Source organism: Streptomyces bauhiniae (genome assembly GCF_004784475.1).
In the GTDB taxonomy this organism is placed as follows: domain Bacteria; phylum Actinomycetota; class Actinomycetes; order Streptomycetales; family Streptomycetaceae; genus Streptomyces; species Streptomyces seoulensis.
On record NZ_SRRT01000007.1, the window covers coordinates 112,734 to 131,106 of the forward strand.

Sequence of the window (18,373 nt, forward strand, 5' to 3'; positions counted from 1 at the left end):
GCGCTCATAACGCGACACTCCGCAGACACCACTTGGTCAGGAGCGGACAGGAAACGCCAAAGGGCCCTTCACCCGAACCGGTGAAGGGCCCCATGTTTGAGCGGCGGCGCGCGCTAAAGCAGGCCGTCCCACATCTGCTCCAGCAGCACCGACCACCAGCTCTCCGGCGACGCCAGCGCGGCCGGGTCCAGGGCGGCGAGCTGGGCCTGGAAGTCGACGGTCCAGCGGGCCGCCTGCTCCTGGTTCAGGCCGTACCGCAGCCGCCACATCCGGCCCAGCAGCGCCAGGCAGCGGGCGAACTCGGGCAGCCCGGAGTTGACGAACTGCGGCGGCACCGGCGCCCCGCCCGGCCCGCTCTCCACCGGCACGGCCACGATGTTCGCGGTGCCGTACTGCACGCAGATCGCCTTGCCGAAGTCCGTGCCCATCACCAGGTAGGACCCCGCGTCCGAGGCCGGGGCCACCCCGCGCTCGGCCGCCAGCTCCGCCAGCGTCGGCACCGGACGGCCCGGCTGGGCCTGCGCCCAGAAGAACGGGCCCATGTCCAGCGGGAGTCCGGCCACCACCAGGGTGTGCGCGACGACCGGCGGCACGCCCTGCCGGGCCACCGCCTGCTGCTCGAACCGGTACACGCCCGGACCGAACACCGCCGCGAGCTCCTGCGCGATGCCCTCCGGCGGAATCGGCGGCACGGGCGGCACCGGCGGCAGCGGCGCCCGCACCGGCGCGGGCCGCGCGGGGCCGTCCGCGACCTGGTGCAGCTCGCCCTGATGGGCCAGCAGCTCCTGCATGCCCTCCTGCCGGCTCGCATGGTCGGTTCCGTACGGCGCGATGGACGCGATCCGCGCCTGCGGCCACTGCTCCCGGATCATCCGCGCGCAGTAGGCGCCCGGCAGCTCGCAGGACTCCAGTTCGGTGTGCAGCTCCAGCACCTGGTCCGGCGGCACGTTCATCGCGCGCAGCTCGTGGAAGATCTGCCACTCCGGGTGCGGGGTGCCCGGCGCGGAACGCCGGATGAGCTGCTGCTCCGAGCCGTCGTGGGCGCGGTAGCGCAGCACCGCCTGGTAGCCGGGGCCCACCATGGGCTGCCCCTGCGGCGGATACCCGTACGCGCCGGGCTGCCCCGGCATCGGCGCGGCGGGCGGGGGCATCGCGCCGGGGGGCGGCATGGCACCGGCCGGGGGCGGCATCGCTCCGGGCGGAGGCATGGCGCCGGGCGGCGGCATGGGCGCGCCCTGCGGCGGCGGACCCGCGTGCGGCATCGGCTGCGGCGCGGGCGGCGGGCCGGGCGGCATGCCGGGTACGGGCGGCATCCCGGCCGTCGGCTGGGTGCCGGGCGCGGGGGGCGTGCCGGGGGCGGACGGCGGCGGGGGCACGCCGGGGCCGCCGGGCGAGGGCGGGGACAGCACGGTCTCCGCATGGTGCACGGCACCGGGCGCTCCGGCGGGCCGGGGCGGCGCCGGGGCGTTCGGCGGCTGCGGTGCCCCCTCCGGCCCGGAGGGGCTGTCGAGCGAGGACACAAGCTGCGTCGGTACGTACCCCTCGGCGGCGCCGCCCGGCGTGCCGGGGGCGCCCGGCGGGTGCGGGAGGGCGTTGCCGCGCGGCTTGCGGGGCGGCGGGGCGGCCTTGCTGGTCGCGGCGTCGGCGATGTCACCGGCGTTCGGCGGCAGCGGCCGGGCCGGGGCGGGAGGAGTACCGGTGCCCTGGGCGGGCGTCTTGGTGCCGTCCACCGCAGGGGCGACCGCGGTCGGCGGGAGCTGGCTGCCGCCCGACATCAGGGCCGTCTTGGCGTCCGGCGCGGCGGCGGGCGGGGGCGGGGTGCCGTCGTGCACCGGCGGCGCGAACACCGTCGCGGGCAGCGGCACCGAACGGTCCTCGCCGTCGCCGTTGGTGTCCGTACCGGCCCACGGGGTGTCCCCGTCGCGGCGCTCCTCCTCCGCGTCGCCCTGGGCGGCGGGCCAGGCGGCCCCGGTGTCCGGGGCGGCGGCGGGGAGGCCGGCCTGCGTCTGGGCGAGCCCCGGGGAAGAACCCTGAGCCGGCACCGAGGGCGCACCCTGACCGGACCCCGTGTCGGCACCCTGACGCCGGTCCGGGATGCCCAGCTTGTCCGCCGCCTCCTGCAGCCACTCCGGCGGACTCAGCAGGAACGAGGTCTGGTTGAGGTCCACCCGCGCGGCGGGCGGCACCGGCACCGCGTCCTCGACGTCGTCGGGGCGGCCGTACAGCTCCTCGTACCGGCGGACGACCTCGCCCACCGGCAGCGCGGGCCACAGCGTGGCCTCGCCGCTGTCCCGGGCGATGACCAGGCGCTGGCCGCCCGCGTCGGAACGCGGGCCGTCGGCCCGGTCCTCGCCCCACACCACGAACCCGAGGTCGAACTCCCGCACCCGCACCTCGCGGTGCTGGTACGCCGGGACGTCCCCGTTAATCCATTCCTCGCCGCGCTCCTGCGCGCGCGCAAACGTCACCATGACCCGGACCTCACTCCCCCGCCGGCGCCGACGCCGCGGACACCGGGACGGCGTGCGCGAAGCCGCCGTCCACCATCAGACTCGCCACCGTGTCCAGCTCCGGCGGATCACCGGCCAGCCGGGACAGGAACGCGTCGAAGTCGTCCCCGCAGGGCAGCAGCAGCCGCTCCACGCGCTCCGCCGCCGACCACGACGGGTCGGTGTCTCGTACGTCGTCGTACGCGCAGAACCACACCGAACCGGCCCGCTCGCCCTTCACCTTCACCGCGACCAGACCGCCCTGGACGAACGCGACGCCCAGGTAGTCCTTGGTGAGGTGGTCGCGCAGGCACTTGTTCACGTACACCAGGTCGTTGACCGCGGCCTCGTCGCGGACGGTGAAGAACGGCTGGTCCAGCAGCAGGCCCAGCTCGGCGTCGAGCGCCGCGCCCACCGGGGCGCAGCCGCCGGCCGCCTTCAGGAACGACCGGTAGGCGCCGGGCAGCCGGTAGCCGAGGTCCTCCTCGACGCCCTGCACCTGCGACTCCGTCACCGCGATCCCGGACTTGGGGAGCGCGAAGTGCGCCGGACGCGTCTCGTTCAGCGGGCGGGTACCGCGCTTGGCGTGGTCCACCACCGCCGTCGCCACCCCGCCGTGGTGCCGCAGCAGCGCCTTCACCTCGACCGGGATCAGCTCAAGACGCCGGGAGTTGGCGACGTGGTGCCACGTCCAGCCGTGCGGCGTCGCCACCTCCGGCACCGTGTCCCACAGCTCGTGCCCGGACGCCGCGAGCACCGCGTTCGCCGACACGTAGTCCGTGAGCCGCAGTTCGTCGACGCCGAACCCCTCCGGGGGCTCCGCGATCTCGGCCGCCGCGCGCGCGTACGGCGAGAAGTCGGGATGACCGTGCTCGTCGATCCGTACGCCGCGCGGATGGCGGGCCGCCCGCACCGGGTCCGGGAAGTGCACGACCTGCCCGGCATAGGCCGCGTTCGGCGGCGCGGCTTCCTGCCCGAGCCGACCTGTCGTCATGGCGGTTGCCCCCTGCGGCACTCTGTACGAGCCGGGACGCCCCGACCCGTATCCGACTGTCTTCAACGTCACCGACGCCCTTGCCCGCGCCCCGGCGCGGTGCCGACAGCCTATGCGGTACGCGTACACCGGTCACCGGCCCACCGGACCCCGGCCCTCCGCCCCGCCCTCTCGAACACCCCCGCGAGAGCCCGTCAGTTGTGTGACCAACCGTCACCGCACGTGACGGCGGAGTTCCGCCCCAGCGTGTCGCACCGCCCCAGCTTCCGCAGCCGCCACGGCATTTGGCACTCTGTGTCCTCCGGGCGAGGGCCCAGGGGAGGGAAGACGACCATGAACACGATGCCGACCGGAGGTACCGACGTGCGGGCCGGCGACCCCCGCATCGGCTGGAGCGACAGCAGCGAACCTCCCGCCCCCGCCCTGCTGCACCGCCGCGACGGCATCCTGCCCGCCGTCGCCGCCGCCCTCTCCGTACGCGGCGCCACCCTCACCGGCACCGCCGCCCGCGGCGACCAGCCGACCCCCCTGCACCACCTCGTGCAGGACTTCCTCGACACCCTCACCAGCGGCCAGCGCGACCGCTTCACCGGACGGTGTGCCGAAACGATCCTCATCTCCCGTCACCTCACCGCGGCCGACGCCACCCGCAGCCGGCGCTCCGCCCGCCGCCCCATGACCAACGGCGAGGCCCGCAAGTCCCTGAAGCACGCCAAGCTCACCGCCCGCCGCATACGCGAGGACGGCGACCCGCTGCACGGCAGCTTCGCCACCCCCTGCCGCGCCTGCGCCGCGCTCAGCGCCCACTTCGGCGTCCGCATCGTCGACCCGGCCACCACCGGCGACTGAACCCGCTCCCGCCGGGCCACGTACTCAGCTCACCAGCACGACAACCGATTTCGACAGGGCAGATGCACTCCGACCGCACCTCCTCCCCCCGGCTCACCGCACCCCACGGGCCGGGCGGCACCGCACCCCGCTTCCCCGGCGCCGTCGACAACGCGCTGCGCACCGCGGGCTGGCACCCCGGCCGCTGGGACATAAAGCAGGCCGAGATCTGGGCCGACACCCTGCGCGAACACCTCTCCCCCGCAGGCCACCGGCACGCCGTCTTCCCCGCCGCCGTCGAAGCCTGGGCCGAGTTCGGCGGACTCCACATCACCCCCACCGGCACCGGCCGCCAGATCGCCCCGGCCAACCTCCACCTCGACCCGCTCCAGGGCCTGCACCTCGCCCGCACCCTCGGCGACCTCGGCCGCGCCCTGGCCACCGAACTCAGCCCGCTGGGCGAGGAGACCGACACCGCCGCCCTCCTCGCCATCGACACCCAGGGCCGCGTCTACACCCTCGACCACACCGGCGACTGGTACCTCGGCCCCGACATCGACCACGCGCTGACCGCGCTCATCGCCGGCACCCAGCCCGTCCGCCTCACCACCGGCTGACCCCCGCCGCGCCCTTCACCGCGAACACCCAGCGGTTGGCGGCCAGCGCGTCGTCCGGCTCCGGCCGCGGACCCCGCCCATACCGGCGGACATGGTCGTACGGCGTCCCCACCTCGGTCCGCCAGCCCCGGCCCGCCAGATCCGCCGCCGAGTCCGGACGCGGATCACCGTCGAACAGCGCCAGCAGATCCACCCCCAGCCGCTCCCGCGCCTCCGCGTACACGGGGCTGTCCCGCACCGCGCGGGCCTCCTTCAGCAGCTTCACCTCGTAGCCGAGCATGCTGTCCGGCGCGCTCAACTCGTCGACGGTCCGGACGAGTTGGCGTTCAGCGTCCGCCGGGAGATACAGCAGCAGCCCCTCCGCCAGCCACGCCACCGGCAGCCCCGGGTCCAGACCGGCGCCGAGCAGCGCCGCCGCCCAGTCCCCGCGCAGATCCACCGGCACCGGTACCCGCCCGGCCGACGGCACCGCGCCCGCCTCGGCCAGCACCCGCTCCTTGAAGCCGAGCACACCGGGGCGGTCCACCTCCCACACCGTGCTGCCCGAGGGCCAGTCCAGGCGGAAGGCGCGCGTGTCCAGGCCCGCCCCCAGCAGCACGAACTGCCGGGTACCGGCCCGCGCCGCCGCGCGCAGCGCGTCGTCCAGCACCCGCGTCCGCAGCCCGAAGTACCGGGCCAGGCGCCCCCACACCGGATCGGCGTCCCCACGCGGCACCTCCTCGGGGGACACCGGCCACCGCGCCGACACCGGCGCCGCCCGTACGAAGCGCTCGGCGTACGGGTCACGCGCCAGCGCGTCCGGGCGGCGCGCCTCGATCGCCCGCGCCGCCGCCACCAGCAGCGCGGTCACCCCTACCCCGGCGTCGACTCCGAAGTCACCGGCACCGGACCGGCCGGCCGCATGGACGGTCGTGATGATTCCTCCTCGGTCGAGGGACACGCGGCCCACAGCTCCGGGTCCGCACGCGTCGTCAGCCGGGCCCCGTACACGCGCTCCATGAACGTGAGGATCACCGGCTCCGGCAGATGCAACGGCGTGGTGCAGTCCGTCAGCACCGACACCTCGAACCCCTTCTGGAACGCCGTCCGCGCCGTCGCATCCACACACACATCGGTGAACACCCCCGCGAACACCAGCCGCACCACCCCCCGCTCCCGCAGATACCGCTCGAACCCCTCCGCCAGGAACGCGTCGAAACACGCGTACTTGGTGAACACCCGCTCCCCCGCGGCCGGCACCACCCCGTGGAACTCCGCGCCCCGACTGCCCGTCAGGCACTTCGGCCGCTTGCGCCGCGCCCGGTCCCGCCGCCGCCAGCTCGGCCCCTGATGCTCGACGTCGCCCAGGAAGCGGACGAAGACCACCTCCACCCCGGCCGCCCGCGCCTGCTCCACCACCCCGGCCGCGGCCCCCGCCGCATCCGCCACCACCTGAGGATCGCTGCCGTGGCGGGCGGCGGCCGACGCGTCGCAGAAGTCGTTCTGCAGGTCGACCACCACCAGCACCGACCCGCTCACGCCCCCGCCACCAGCGCCTCCGCCCCCAGCCCCGCCAGCACCCCGGCCACCACCTCACCCGTCGACGCCGAACCCCCCACGTCCGCCGTGCACACCCCCCGCGCCGCCAGCCCCGCCAGCGCGCCCTCCACCGCGGCCACCGCCCCCGCACACCCCGCGTGCCGCTCCGCCACGGCCGCCGCCGCCCGGATCGTCGCCACCGGGTTCACCAGGTCACGGCCCTCGAGATCGTCCGCCGAGCCGTGCACCGTCTGGAACTCCACCAGCCCCGCCACCTCCGGCAGCAGATGCACGTTCTCCGTGAACCGGCTCTCCTGCCGCTCACCCCCGAACCGGTCCAGCAGCACCACATGCATGATGTCCGCCCACTCGTTCCCCGCCACCACCACCGTCCGCGGCGGCAGCCCGTGCGCGATCAGATCCCGGTTCACCGTGTCCGGCTGGCACAACCGGATCTCCACCCCGTGCCGCTCCGCCGCCCGCCGCACCCAGTCGTCCAGCGCCCCGTCCAGCAGATGGAACTTGTACGCCATCACCACCCGCGCCGCCCCGCCCTCGGGCCACACCTGCCGCGCCCGCGCCAGCGCGCAGTCGATCACCTCGTTCGTGATCCCCTCGGCGAACTCCATCGTCCGCACCACCCGCCCCGGCTCGTGCCGGTTCTCCCCCGTGTAGAACCCCTGCGCCTGATCCCGCACCAGCAGCAGCTCCGGCGCTACCCCACCCGGCGGACCCCCCAGCCCGTCCACCTTCACCGCACGAAGACGCTGCCGCACCAGATACAACGACTGCGCGTTGACCGCCGTACGGAACACCGCCGAGACCCCCCGGCCCGCCAGATGCCGGCAGAACCCCTCGTAATGCGCCGCGTCCTCCGCCGTCAGCGCCGCGACCCGCTCCGGCGCCTCACCCCGCAGCGACACATACGAGTGGTAGACCCGCTCCGCACGCTCCACCCGCACCGGCACCCCGTACGCCCCCGCCAGATGCCCCAGCACCCGCTCGAAGACCCCGGCCACCTCCGCGCCCGTACCCCGCCCCACGGCGAGCCCCACGACCGTCACCCCGGACCGCCCCTCTCCCCGAACCGACCCGACGTCCCTCAGACCGCCGCGCCCACCAGGTGGTCCCCCGGAATCCCCGCCTTGTCCGGCGCGTAGAAGTCCTCGATCCCCGCCACCCAGGTCGCCACCGCGATCCGGTCCTCCCCGTCCGGCTCGAACGCGTCGAACAGCGCGTCGATGTTCGGGCCCGCGAAACCGATCGCCCGCATCAGCGCCGTGAACAACGGCCGCTCGATCGCCCCGTCGCCGTCCGGGTCACCCAGCGCCGCCAGCGCCTCCGCGAACTCCCGCACCGTCCCCGAGAACCGCTCCGGCGCCAGCACACACGCCCGGTACTCCTCCAGCGTGATCCGCCCGTCCCCGTCCGCGTCCAGCTCCGCCTCCAGCGTCTCCCAGTACCGCTGGAACGCCGCCGACATCCGCGCCCTCGCCCCCTCCCCCGAACCCTCCGCCGCCGCCGTCACCCGCGACGCCATCAGCTCGAAGTCCTCCGGGTCCAGATGACCGTTGCCGTTCGCGTCGAACAGCGAGAACACCAGCGTCACCCGGTCGATGGCCTCAGTACGCATGACTCCCCAGACCCTTTCGTCGACTCGCCCCGAACCCCTCGGCACGCACCGACACACTGCGTCTGGAGAGCCCCCCGCATGCCGGACGGCGGACACGTTCATCCAATGGGTGGATTCAGCACGTACCGAGGATTGGACGGCGAACACGACATAAGCGGCCACCGGAAAACGCGGCCCCTAGGCCGCCGGAATCACCGCCGACACCCGGAAACCACCGGCGTCCGTCGGTCCCGACACGAACACGCCGCCCAGCGCCACGACCCGCTCCCGCATCCCCAGCAGGCCGTTGCCGCCCGACGGCAGACCCGCCGACGCCGAACCCGGCTCCGGCGGCGAATCGTTCTCCACCTGCATCGCGATCTCCGCCGACCGATGGGCGAGCCGCACATACGTCTTCGCACCCGCCGCGTGCTTGTGCACGTTCGTCAACGCCTCCTGCACCACCCGGTACGCGGTCTGCTCCACCTCCGCCGGATACGACCGCAGCTCACCCTCCACCGACAGCGCCACCACCATCCCGGCCGCCGCCGACTGCCCCACCAGCTCCTCAAGCTCCGACAGCCACGGCCCGTCCACCACGACCACCTCGGCCGCCGCCTTCGACGCCGCCTCCGCCGCGGCCGCCCCCACCGCCGCCAACGGCACCGGAACCGGCTCCGGCTCCACCCGCCGCCGCACCGCCTCCCCCGAGTCCCCCGACCGCAGCACCCCGAGCATCTCCCGCAGCTCGGTCAACGCCTGCCGGCCCATGTCCCCGACCAGCGCCGCGTTCCGCACCGCCTTCTCCGGGTCCTTGCGGGCCACCGCCTGCAACGCCGCCGCGTGCACCACCATCAGACTCACCCGGTGCGCCACCACGTCGTGCATCTCCCGCGCGATCCGCGTGCGCTCCTCGCTCCGCGCCCACTCCGCGCGCTCCTCCGCACGCTCCGCGAGCAACTGCAGCTCCCGCTCCAGGCTGTCCGCCCGCTCCCGCAGGCTCTCCATCAGCCGGCGCCGGGCACCCACGTACATCCCCAGCAGCAGCGGCGGCGCCGTCACACCCAGCGACGTGGCCACCGCGGCGAACGGCACGAACCAGTCGCCCAGCGTCAGATCCCCGCGCGCCATGTCCTGGCGCACCCGCACGAACGTCACGATCATCGTGCCCACCAGCGACATCCCCGCCAGCGACACGATCACCCGGCGCGGCAGCTCGCACGCCGCCAGCGTGTACAGGCCGACGACGCCCATCAGGAGGCCCATCTCGGCAGGCGTCACCGCGACCGCCACCAGCACCACCGCGACCGGCCACTTCCGGCGCACCAGCAGCGTCGAACCCGCCAGCAGCCCGAACACCACACCGAGCCACAGCGGCACGCCCGCGTCCCGCGCGAACGGCACGCCCTCCGCGCCGCACTCCGCCGCCGACGCCAGCCCCAGGCCGACGTCCAGCACCGCACCGCGCCGTCTCTCCCACCACCACGGGCCGGTCGGCGCCCTGGTGTGGTCTTCCCCCGTCGTGGTCATGCCCTCCAGCCTACGGGCGCCCCCGGCCCCATTTCCGGTGACTTTCCCCTACCCACCCGGACCACGGACGCCTCCGTCACTCGAACTACTGAACTCCACCGTCCGCGCCCCCGGAGCCCCACATTCCGCCCGGACGATATGCAAATGGCACATTCACCAGGCAAAACCTCCAAGTACGCCGACTTCGAAAACCTCCGCGCCCAGGCCATCACCCTCCGCCGCCAGGGCATGAGCCTCCGCCAGATCCGCGACCACCTGAAAATCCACAACAACGACCTCCTCAACCGCCTCGTCCACGGCGAACCGGCCCCGGACTGGACCAAACGCCCCAACGCCAAGGACGACCTCCGGGAGCGGGCCCGGGAACTCCGCCGCCAGGGCCATACCTACGACCAGATCGAAGCGGCACTGGGCTGCTCGCGCAGCTCGGTGTCGTTGTGGGTGAGAGACCTGCCGAAGCCCGAGCCCCGGGACCCGACCGAGCAGGCGAAGCTGGCCGCGCGGAAGAGGTGGGACCACGAGCTGGCCATCCGTGACGACCAGCGCCGCAGGACCAAGGCTGCGGCCACCGCGGAGATCGGCGCGATGACCCCTCGCGAGCTCTTCATGACAGGCGTGGCCCTGTACTGGGCCGAGGGAGGCAAGGACAAGCCGTACGCCAGGCGCGAGAACGTGCAGTTCGTCAACAGCGATCCGGGAGTGATCCGGGTGTTCCTCGCCTGGCTCGATCTGCTTGAGGTGGAGCGCGAGCGCCTGCGGTACCGCGTCATGATCCACATGACCGCCGACGTCGAGGGCGCACAGCGCTACTGGGCCGGGCTGGTCGGCGTCGACACGTCGGCGTTCCAGCCGACGACCATCAAGAAGCACAACCCGAAGACCGTACGTAAGAACGTGGGCGAGGACTACCGGGGTTGCCTGGTGATCAATGTCCTACAGGGTGCCGACCTGTACCGTCGCATCGAAGGGTGGTGGACCGGCATGGTCGATGCGGTCTCGGGACTTACGCCGCCACTGTCCTCCGGTAAGGTCTGACGCAGCGATCCGCCGTAGTGTAATTGGCAGCACGACACCCTTTGGAGGTGTTCGGTCTAGGTTCGAGTCCTAGCGGCGGAGCTGCACTTCTGGGTCCTGACAGCACTGTCGGGACCCAGTCTCATGTCCGCCAAAACACCCCCCGGTATTCTGCCGCCAGTCACCACCTTCCCAGAGCCGAAAGGCAACTCCGTGAGCGCCATTCGCCCGGCAGCCGTCGTCGTTCTCGCAGCGGGTGAGGGCACCCGTATGAAGTCGGCCACACCGAAGGTCCTGCACCGGATCTGCGGCCGCTCCCTGGTCGGCCATGTGCTGGCCGCCTCCCGTGAACTGGACCCCGCCGAGCTGGTGGTGGTCGTCGGCCATGCCCGTGAGCAGGTCGCCGCACACCTCGCCGAGATCGACCCCGAGGTCCGTACGGCCGTGCAGGAGCAGCAGAACGGCACCGGGCACGCGGTGCGGATGGCGCTGGAGGAGCTGGGCGGCCCGGTGGACGGCACCGTCGTGGTGGTCTGCGGCGACACCCCCCTGCTGACCTCGGACACCCTGGCGGCCCTCACCGGCACGCACCAGGCGGACGGCAACGCCGTGACCGTGCTGACCGCCGAGGTCCCGGACGCGACCGGTTACGGCCGGATCGTGCGGGACGGCGCGAGCGGCGCGGTGACCGCGATCGTGGAGCACAAGGACGCGACCGACGAGCAGCGGGCGATCGCCGAGATCAACAGCGGTGTCTTCGCGTTCGACGGCCGGCTGCTGGCGGACGCGCTGAAGCAGGTGCGTACCGACAACAGCCAGGGCGAGGAGTACCTGACCGATGTGCTGGGCATCCTGCGGGCGGCCGGGCACCGGGTGGGCGCGTCGGTGGCGGGTGACCACCGGGAGATCGCCGGGATCAACAACCGGGTGCAGCTCTCGGAGGCCCGCCGGACGCTGAACGACCGTCTGCTGACGGCCGCGATGCTGGACGGCGTGACCGTGGTGGACCCGGCGACGACGTGGGTGGACGTGACGGTCGGCTTCGGCCGGGACGCGGTGGTGCACCCGGGTACGCAGCTCACCGGTGCGACGCGGATCGAGGAGGGCGCGGAGGTCGGCCCGAACAGCCGCCTGAACGACACGGTGGTGCACGCGGGCGCCCGTGTGGACAACACGGTGGCGGACGGCGCGGTGGTCGGCGAGGGCGCGACGGTGGGCCCGTACGCGTATCTGCGGCCCGGTACCCGGCTGGGGGTGAAGTCGAAGGTCGGTACGTACGTGGAGACGAAGAACGCGTCGATCGGTGAGGGGACGAAGGTTCCGCATCTGTCGTACGTGGGGGACGCGACGATCGGTGACTTCACGAACATCGGCGCGGCGAGCGTGTTCGTGAACTACGACGGTGAGAGCAAGCACCACACGACGGTGGGGTCGCATTGCAAGACCGGTTCGGACAACATGTTTGTGGCTCCTGTCACGGTCGGGGACGGCGCGTACACCGGCGCGGGGTCCGTGATCAACAAGGATGTGCCGCCCGGTGCGCTGGCCGTGGCCCGTGGTCAGCAGCGGAATATCGAGGGCTGGGTGGCTCGTAAGCGTCCTGGGAGCGCGTCCGCGAAGGCGGCTCAGGCGGCGTCCCGGCCGGGCGTGGACGAGGGCTGAGGGAAGGCTCGCCGGAAACGGCTGCGTCAAACACGGCGTACCGTGATAAGTGCACAACCGCACCCCTACCAGCCGATTCGGCCCTCTCGTGCCCCGTCGAGAGGTCGCTTGGCCGGCGGCTGGCTGAGAACCTCTGAGGAGACAGTGCTGTGACCGGGATCAAGACGACCGGCGAGAAGAAGATGATGTTCTTCTCCGGCCGCGCCCACCCCGAACTTGCCGAGGAGGTCGCTCACAAGCTCGGTGTGGGGGTCGTCCCGACCAAGGCGTTCGACTTCGCCAACGGTGAGATCTATGTGCGTTATCAGGAGTCGGCGCGTGGCGCGGACTGTTTCCTGATCCAGAGCCACACGGCGCCGATCAACAAGTGGATCATGGAGCAGTTGATCATGATCGACGCGCTGAAGCGGGCGTCGGCGCGCTCCATCACGGTGATCGTGCCGTTCTACGGGTACGCCCGGCAGGACAAGAAGCACCGTGGCCGTGAGCCGATCTCGGCGCGGCTGATCGCGGACCTGATGAAGACGGCGGGTGCGGACCGCATCCTGACCGTGGATCTGCACACCGACCAGATCCAGGGCTTCTTCGACGGTCCGGTGGACCACCTGTTCGCGCTGCCGCTGCTGGCGGACTACGTGGGCGCGAAGGTGGACCGCTCCAAGCTGACCGTGGTCTCCCCGGACGCGGGCCGGGTGCGGGTCGCCGACCGCTGGTGCGACCGCCTGGGCGCGCCGCTGGCGATCGTGCACAAGCGCCGGGACAAGGACGTGGCGAACCAGGTCACGGTGCACGAGGTCGTGGGTGACGTCGAGGGCCGTATCTGTGTGCTGGTCGACGACATGATCGACACCGGTGGCACGATCTGCGCGGCCGCGGACGCGCTGTTCGCGCACGGGGCCGAGGACGTCATCGTGACGGCGACGCACGGTGTGCTGTCGGGTCCGGCGGCGGACCGGCTGAAGAACTCGCGGGTGAGCGAGTTCGTGTTCACCGACACGCTGCCGACGCCGGGTGAGCTGGCGGCGGACCTGGACAAGATCACGGTGCTGTCGATCGCCGGGACGATCGCCAGCGCGGTGCGTGAGGTGTTCGAGGACGGCTCGGTGACGAGCCTCTTCGACGAGCAGTGAGGTTTCTGCGGGCCTGCTGAGGCGGTCCGGGAAGATCCTTTTGGGCGCGGCCCCCTTGCCGAGTAGACTGCGACAGTTGCTCGGCGAGGGAGGCCGCGCTCGTGTTTCACGGGTGCCGGTTGTCCGTTATCGACGCGCTCTTCGTAGCAGGCCGTTCGTGGCCGGGTGACCACGTCCGTCTCTACCTGTACGAGGAGTGATCCACATGTCCGAGGTCAAGCTCGCCGCCGAGTCCCGCACCGAGTTCGGCAAGGGTGCCGCCCGTCGCATCCGCCGTGACAACAAGGTCCCCGGTGTCCTTTACGGCCACGGTTCCGAGCCGCTGCACCTGACCCTGCCGGGCCACGAGCTGCTGCTGGCGCTGCGTACGCCGAACGTCCTGATCGCCCTGGACATCGACGGCAAGACCAACGAGCTGGCGATCCCGAAGTCCGTGCAGCGCGACCCGCTGAAGGGCTTCCTGGAGCACGTCGACCTGCTGCTGGTCAAGCGTGGCGAGAAGGTCACCGTCGAGATCCCGGTCGTCGCCGAGGGCGAGCTGGCCCCGGGCGGCAACCTGCTCGAGCACGTGCTGAACGCGCTGCCGGTCGAGGCCGAGGCCACCCACATCCCCGAGTCCGTGACGGTCTCCGTCGAGGGCCTGGAGGCCGGTGCCTCCATCCACGCCAAGGACATCGAGCTCCCCAAGGGTGTCTCCCTGGCCGTCGAGGACGACGCCGTCGTCCTCCAGGTCCTGGCCGCCCAGGTCGAGGAGCCGGCCGAGGACGAGGCCGCCGCCGAGGACGAAGAGTCCGCCGAGGCCTGAGCCGTACCGGCTTGAATCATCCGTCAGCCGTCGTCCCCGTTCTCCGGGGGCGGCGGCTGGCGCATATCGAGGAGAGATGGGTCGTTGAGTACCCCCGCGAACGCCCCTTGGCTGGTGGTCGGGCTCGGTAATCCGGGGCCGGAGTACGCGATGAACCGGCACAACGTCGGTTTCATGGCGGTGGATCTGCTCGCGGAGCGGATCGGCGGGAAGTTCAAGCGTGCGGGCAAGGCGCAGGCGCAGGTGCTGGAGGGCCGGATCGGTCCGGTGGGCCCGGCCAACCGGCGGGTGATCCTGGCCAAGCCGATGTCGTACATGAACCTGTCGGGCGGTCCGGTGAACGCGCTGCGCGACTTCTACAAGGTGCCGCTCTCCCAGGTGGTGGCGGTCCACGACGAGCTGGACATCGACTACGGCGCGCTGCGGCTGAAGCTGGGCGGCGGCGACAACGGGCACAACGGCCTGAAGTCGATGACGAAGGCGATGGGCCCCGACTACCACCGCGTCCGCTTCGGCATCGGCCGTCCGCCGGGCCGGATGCAGGTCGCGGACTTCGTCCTGAAGGACTTCGCCTCCGCCGAACGCAAGGAACTGGCCTACTTCGTGGACCGCACCGCGGACGCGGTGGAGTGCCTGGTCACGGAGGGGCTGGAGCGGGCTCAGTCGGCGTACAACTCGTAGCGCCCGGGGTGTTGGCGGCACCCCGGAGTTGACCCGCCGTAGGGGTATGGCCAATGATCCCGGCCATGCCTGCCTCTGCCAGTTCCGCGCGTTCCGGGTCCGTCGTCCGGGTGGGGCGGGTCGTGGTCGCGGGGGTGTTCGCCGCGTTGATCGTGTTCGCCGGGGCGTGGGGGTCCTGGGGGACCGCGCAGCACGCGATGCTGCCCAAGGGGCGCGAGCGCGGCACCCTGACGGTGACGGACTGTCTGCCCCAGCGCTGCGAGGGCACGTTCAAGCCGCTGTCGCCGGGCGCCACCGCGCGGCCCTCCGTCCGCATCGAGCGGTCGGTGGTGGTGCGCGAGGGACACAGCTACGACGTCGTCCTCGAACCCGGTACGGACGTCGCCGTGCGCGCGGGCGTCTCCGGGGTCCTGCTGGCCTGGCTGCCGCTCGGGGGCGCGCTGCTGCTGGCCTCGGTGGTGGTCGCGGGCGGCATGCGGATGCCCCGGCTCGCCTGGGTGCTGGGCCTGGCAGGCGCGGGCCTGCTGACGGCCGCGTTCGTACTGTCCTGAGAAAGCTGTCCTGAGAAAGCTGTCCTGAGAAAGCTGTCCTGATACGCCGGTGCCCCCGGAGCCGGCCTGCTCCGGGGGCACCGCCGTACACGCGTCGGGTCAGCCGGTGTTGCGCAGGCCCGCCGCGACGCCGTTGACGGTGAGCAGGAGGGCGCGGCCCAGGGTCGGGTCGGGCTCCTCACCGGCGGCGGCCGCGTCGCGCTGGCGCTTGAGCAGGGCGACCTGGAGGTAGGAGATCGGGTCCAGGTAGGCGTCGCGGATGCTCAGGGTCTGGCGCAACTCGGGCTGGGCGGCGAGGAGTTCGGTCCCGCCGGTGATGCGCAGCACCTCGGCGACGGTCAGCTCGTGCTCGGCCTTGATGGTGTCGAAGACGTGCTTGAGCTCGTCGGGGACGAGGGTGTCGACGTAGTGCTGGGCGATGCGCAGGTCGGTCTTGGCGAGGGTCATCTCGACGTTGGAGATGAAGTTCCGGAAGAAGTGCCACTGCTCGTGCATCTCGCCGAGCACGGTGTCCAGTCCGGTCTCGCGCAGGGCCTTGAGCCCGGAGCCGACGCCGAACCAGCCGGGGACGATCTGCCGGGACTGGGTCCAGCCGAACACCCACGGGATGGCGCGCAGTCCGTCCAGCGAGACGCCCGAGCCGGGGCGGCGGGAGGGCCGCGAGCCCAGGTGCAGCTCGGCGAGCTGGTCGACGGGGGTGGAGGCGAGGAAGTAGTTCGGCAGGTCGGGGTCCTCGACGAGCCGGCGGTAGGCGGCGTGGGCGGCGTCGGAGACGACGTCCATGGCCGCGTCCCAGCGGGCGAGCGCCTCGTCGGACTGGCGGGGCGCGGTGTGCAGGGCGGACGCCTGGAGCGTGGCGGCGACCGTCAGCTCCAGGTTCTCCCGCGCGAGGGACGGGATCAGGTACTTGTCGGAGATGACCTCGCCCTGCTCGGTCACCTTGATCTCGCCCTCCAGGGTGCCCCAGGGCTGGGCGAGGATCGCGTCGTGCGAGGGGCCGCCGCCCCGGCCGACGGTGCCGCCGCGGCCGTGGAAGAGGCGCAGCCGCACCCCGTAGCGGTGGGCGACGTCGCGCAGCCGGCGCTGGGCGCGGTGGATCTCCCACTGGCTGGTGGTGATGCCGCCGAACTTGGAGGAGTCGGAGTAGCCGAGCATGACCTCCTGGACGTCCCCGCGCAGCGCGACCAGGCGCCGGTAGGAGGGGTCGGAGAGCATGTCCTCCAGGATGGTGTCGGCGGCCTTCAGCTCGTCGGTGGTCTCCAGCAGCGGCACGATGCCGATCTTCGCCCAGCCGGCGTGCAGGTCGAGCAGTCCGGCCTCGCGGGCCAGCACGGTCGCGGCGAACACGTCGTCGGCGCCCTGGCACATCGAGATGATGTACGACTCGACGACCTCGGGCCCGAACACCTCCAGCGCCCGCTTGACGGTCTGGAACACGCCGAGGGTCTTGGCGGCTGCCGCGTCGACCGGGGCCGGGCTCGGGGCCAGCGGGCGGCGCGAGCGCAGCTCCTTGGCGAGCAGCTTGGCCCGGTACTCGCGCGGCATGTCGGCGTAGCGCCAGGACTCCTCGCCGAGCCGGTCGAAGAGCTGGCCGAGGGCGTGGTGGTGGGCGTCGGCGTGCTCGCGGACGTCCATGGTGGCGAGCTGAAGGCCGAAGGCGGCCAGGGTGCGGATGACGCGGTCGATACGGCCGTCGGCGAAGAGGGCGCCCCGGTGCTCGCGCAGGGAGGTCTGGATGATCCGCAGGTCGGCGAGGAGTTCGGCGGTGCCGAGGTAGTCCCGGCCCTCCTCGTGCGGGGTGTTGCGGGCCAGGCGCTGCTTGGTGTTCTCCAGCTTCTGCCGGATCGCGGTGGCCTTGAGCCGGTAGGGCTCCTCGGCGTTGAGCCGCTTGTAGCGGGGGCTGATCTCCGGCAGCCGCTCCAGGTCGGCCTCCAGGGACTCCAGGAGTTCCCGGGTGGCCCCGGCGTAGCGGATGGAGTTGGAGAGCAGGCCGCGGAGCTGGTCGATCATCTCCAGCGCGTCGTTGATGCCGTGCTCGTGCTGGAGGATCAGCACGTCCCAGGTGACCTGGGGGGTGACGTTGGGGTTGCCGTCGCGGTCGCCGCCGATCCAGGTGCCGAAGGTCAGCGGCCGGGTGTCGGGCGGCAGGGTGACGCCGACCCGCTCCAGCTCGGCGGTGAGGTCCTCCAGGACGTCCCCGACGGCGTCGGCGTGCAGCTCGTCCAGGTAGTAGATGGCGTTGCGGGCCTCGTCGGTGGGCTCGGGGCGGACCACGCGCAGTTCGTCGGTCTGCCAGACGAGGTCGATGTTCTCGGCGAGCCGTACGTCGTGGCGGCGGCGGTCGGAGTCGAGGACGGGGGTGTCCAGGAGTTCCGCGATCCGGCGCAGCTTGTTGAGGACCGAGCGGCGGGCGGCCTCGGTGGGGTGGGCGGTGAAGACCGGGCGCACGTTGAGGTTGCGGACGGTGTCCCGCAGGTGCTCGGGGTCGGCGTCCTTGAGCCGGTCGGCGGTACGGGAGAGCAGGCCGCCCTCGCTGGCCCGGCGGGCGCGCAGCTCGCGGCCCCGGTGCACCTGCTCGGTGACGTTGGCGAGATGGAAGTAGGTGGAGAAGGCGCGCACCAGCCTGGCGGCGGTCTCCAGCTCGGTGCCGCGCAGCAGCTCGGCGGCGGCCTCGCCGTCCTCGCGGGTGAGGCGGCGGACCTTCTCGACCAGTTCCAGCAGCTCGGGGCCCTCCTGGCGGACGAGGGTCTCGCCCAGGAGATCGCCCAGGCGCCGGATGTCGGCGCGCAGCGCCTGGCCGTTCGTGGTGGTCTGGTCGTCGACACTGCTCACAGGTGCGGCTCCTTGCGGTGTTGAAGCTCATCCGGCGGGAACCCGGACACCCATCCATCACACGGCAAAACGCCGCATACCGGCCGGAACGTCCGGGAAGTAAACAGAGC

General features: G+C 72.4%; 16 protein-coding genes and 1 tRNA gene. 9 read left to right on the top strand and 8 right to left on the bottom strand.

What is annotated here, in order from left to right; translation table 11 throughout:
* Window positions 1-113: 113 nt before the first annotated feature.
* Window positions 114-2,471 (bottom strand): SUKH-4 family immunity protein, encoded by a 2,358-nt coding sequence (locus E5083_RS23170; protein WP_135787632.1) that lies wholly within the window; start codon window positions 2,469-2,471, stop codon window positions 114-116.
* A 10-nt stretch (window positions 2,472-2,481) separates the two neighbouring features.
* Window positions 2,482-3,483 (bottom strand): SMI1/KNR4 family protein, encoded by a 1,002-nt coding sequence (locus E5083_RS23175; protein ID WP_135787633.1) that lies wholly within the window; start codon window positions 3,481-3,483, stop codon window positions 2,482-2,484.
* A 333-nt stretch (window positions 3,484-3,816) separates the two neighbouring features.
* On the opposite strand from E5083_RS23175, the gene E5083_RS23180 reads away from it, so the two are divergent.
* Together E5083_RS23180 and E5083_RS23185 are read left to right on the top strand one after the other, a co-directional pair.
* A complete protein-coding gene (locus E5083_RS23180) occupies window positions 3,817-4,332 on the top strand; it encodes a YwqJ-related putative deaminase (RefSeq protein WP_135787634.1) in 516 nt (171 codons plus the stop codon).
* 62 nt (window positions 4,333-4,394) lie between these two features.
* Window positions 4,395-4,928 (top strand): SUKH-3 domain-containing protein, encoded by a 534-nt coding sequence (locus E5083_RS23185; protein ID WP_135787635.1) that lies wholly within the window; start codon window positions 4,395-4,397, stop codon window positions 4,926-4,928.
* Here the strand turns inward: E5083_RS23185 and E5083_RS23190 are convergent.
* From E5083_RS23190 to E5083_RS23210, 5 genes are all read right to left on the bottom strand, one after another.
* The gene (locus E5083_RS23190; protein WP_341869882.1) at window positions 4,915-5,778 is read right to left on the bottom strand and encodes an SAM-dependent methyltransferase; all 864 of its coding nucleotides are present in this window, start codon (window positions 5,776-5,778) and stop codon (window positions 4,915-4,917) included. The two genes, E5083_RS23185 and E5083_RS23190, sit on opposite strands and share 14 nt — an antisense overlap.
* A 2-nt stretch (window positions 5,779-5,780) precedes the next feature.
* Window positions 5,781-6,446 carry a cysteine hydrolase family protein gene (locus E5083_RS23195; RefSeq protein ID WP_135787637.1) on the bottom strand — a complete coding sequence of 222 codons (666 nt, stop codon included), beginning with the start codon at window positions 6,444-6,446 and terminating at the stop codon, window positions 5,781-5,783.
* Window positions 6,443-7,510 (bottom strand): isocitrate/isopropylmalate family dehydrogenase, encoded by a 1,068-nt coding sequence (locus E5083_RS23200; protein WP_135787638.1) that lies wholly within the window; start codon window positions 7,508-7,510, stop codon window positions 6,443-6,445. Before E5083_RS23200 ends, E5083_RS23195 begins: the two co-directional genes overlap by 4 nt.
* Before the next feature lie 38 nt (window positions 7,511-7,548).
* Entirely contained in the window at window positions 7,549-8,079 is a 531-nt protein-coding gene (locus E5083_RS23205) for an EF-hand domain-containing protein (RefSeq protein ID WP_135787639.1), read from the bottom strand.
* 177 nt (window positions 8,080-8,256) lie between these two features.
* Window positions 8,257-9,588: a sensor histidine kinase gene (locus tag E5083_RS23210; protein ID WP_135787640.1), complete on the bottom strand. Its 1,332-nt coding sequence runs from the start codon at window positions 9,586-9,588 to the stop codon at window positions 8,257-8,259.
* Window positions 9,589-9,732: 144 nt separating this feature from the next.
* Here E5083_RS23210 and E5083_RS23215 point away from each other — a divergent pair, with 144 nt between their 5' ends.
* From E5083_RS23215 to E5083_RS23245, 7 genes are all read left to right on the top strand, one after another.
* Complete coding sequence (locus tag E5083_RS23215) at window positions 9,733-10,623, top strand: hypothetical protein (protein WP_135787641.1); 891 nt, start codon at window positions 9,733-9,735, stop codon at window positions 10,621-10,623.
* 8 nt (window positions 10,624-10,631) lie between these two features.
* Window positions 10,632-10,704, top strand: a tRNA-Gln gene (locus E5083_RS23220).
* Between the two features lie 111 nt (window positions 10,705-10,815).
* Complete coding sequence (gene glmU / locus E5083_RS23225; protein ID WP_135787642.1) at window positions 10,816-12,264, top strand: bifunctional UDP-N-acetylglucosamine diphosphorylase/glucosamine-1-phosphate N-acetyltransferase GlmU; 1,449 nt, start codon at window positions 10,816-10,818, stop codon at window positions 12,262-12,264.
* 149 nt (window positions 12,265-12,413) lie between these two features.
* Entirely contained in the window at window positions 12,414-13,394 is a 981-nt protein-coding gene (locus tag E5083_RS23230; RefSeq protein ID WP_086694654.1) for a ribose-phosphate diphosphokinase, read from the top strand.
* Between the two features lie 205 nt (window positions 13,395-13,599).
* Window positions 13,600-14,199, top strand: a complete 600-nt coding sequence (locus tag E5083_RS23235) for a 50S ribosomal protein L25/general stress protein Ctc (protein WP_135787643.1) — start codon at window positions 13,600-13,602, stop codon at window positions 14,197-14,199.
* 84 nt (window positions 14,200-14,283) lie between these two features.
* A complete protein-coding gene (pth, locus tag E5083_RS23240) occupies window positions 14,284-14,880 on the top strand; it encodes an aminoacyl-tRNA hydrolase (protein ID WP_135787644.1) in 597 nt (198 codons plus the stop codon).
* 65 nt (window positions 14,881-14,945) lie between these two features.
* On the top strand, window positions 14,946-15,431 hold the full coding sequence (locus E5083_RS23245) for a hypothetical protein (RefSeq protein WP_244317633.1): 486 nt from the start codon (window positions 14,946-14,948) through the stop codon (window positions 15,429-15,431).
* A gap of 99 nt (window positions 15,432-15,530) precedes the next feature.
* On the opposite strand, the gene ppc is transcribed toward E5083_RS23245, so the two are convergent.
* Complete coding sequence (ppc, locus tag E5083_RS23250) at window positions 15,531-18,263, bottom strand: phosphoenolpyruvate carboxylase (RefSeq protein WP_135787646.1); 2,733 nt, start codon at window positions 18,261-18,263, stop codon at window positions 15,531-15,533.
* Window positions 18,264-18,373: the final 110 nt, after the last annotated feature.

What these genes read in the sequence shown, in the direction of transcription:
- E5083_RS23170 (WP_135787632.1), bottom strand. Translation starts at nt 2,471, where the DNA reads ATGGTGACGTTTGCGCGCGCGCAGGAGCGCGGCGAGGAATGGATTAAC.
- E5083_RS23175 (WP_135787633.1), bottom strand. Translation starts at nt 3,483, where the DNA reads ATGACGACAGGTCGGCTCGGGCAGGAAGCCGCGCCGCCGAACGCGGCC.
- E5083_RS23180 (WP_135787634.1), top strand. Translation starts at nt 3,817, where the DNA reads ATGAACACGATGCCGACCGGAGGTACCGACGTGCGGGCCGGCGACCCC.
- E5083_RS23185 (WP_135787635.1), top strand. Translation starts at nt 4,395, where the DNA reads ATGCACTCCGACCGCACCTCCTCCCCCCGGCTCACCGCACCCCACGGG.
- E5083_RS23205 (WP_135787639.1), bottom strand. Translation starts at nt 8,079, where the DNA reads ATGCGTACTGAGGCCATCGACCGGGTGACGCTGGTGTTCTCGCTGTTC.
- E5083_RS23210 (WP_135787640.1), bottom strand. Translation starts at nt 9,588, where the DNA reads ATGACCACGACGGGGGAAGACCACACCAGGGCGCCGACCGGCCCGTGG.
- E5083_RS23215 (WP_135787641.1), top strand. Translation starts at nt 9,733, where the DNA reads ATGGCACATTCACCAGGCAAAACCTCCAAGTACGCCGACTTCGAAAAC.
- E5083_RS23235 (WP_135787643.1), top strand. Translation starts at nt 13,600, where the DNA reads ATGTCCGAGGTCAAGCTCGCCGCCGAGTCCCGCACCGAGTTCGGCAAG.
- E5083_RS23245 (WP_244317633.1), top strand. Translation starts at nt 14,946, where the DNA reads ATGCCTGCCTCTGCCAGTTCCGCGCGTTCCGGGTCCGTCGTCCGGGTG.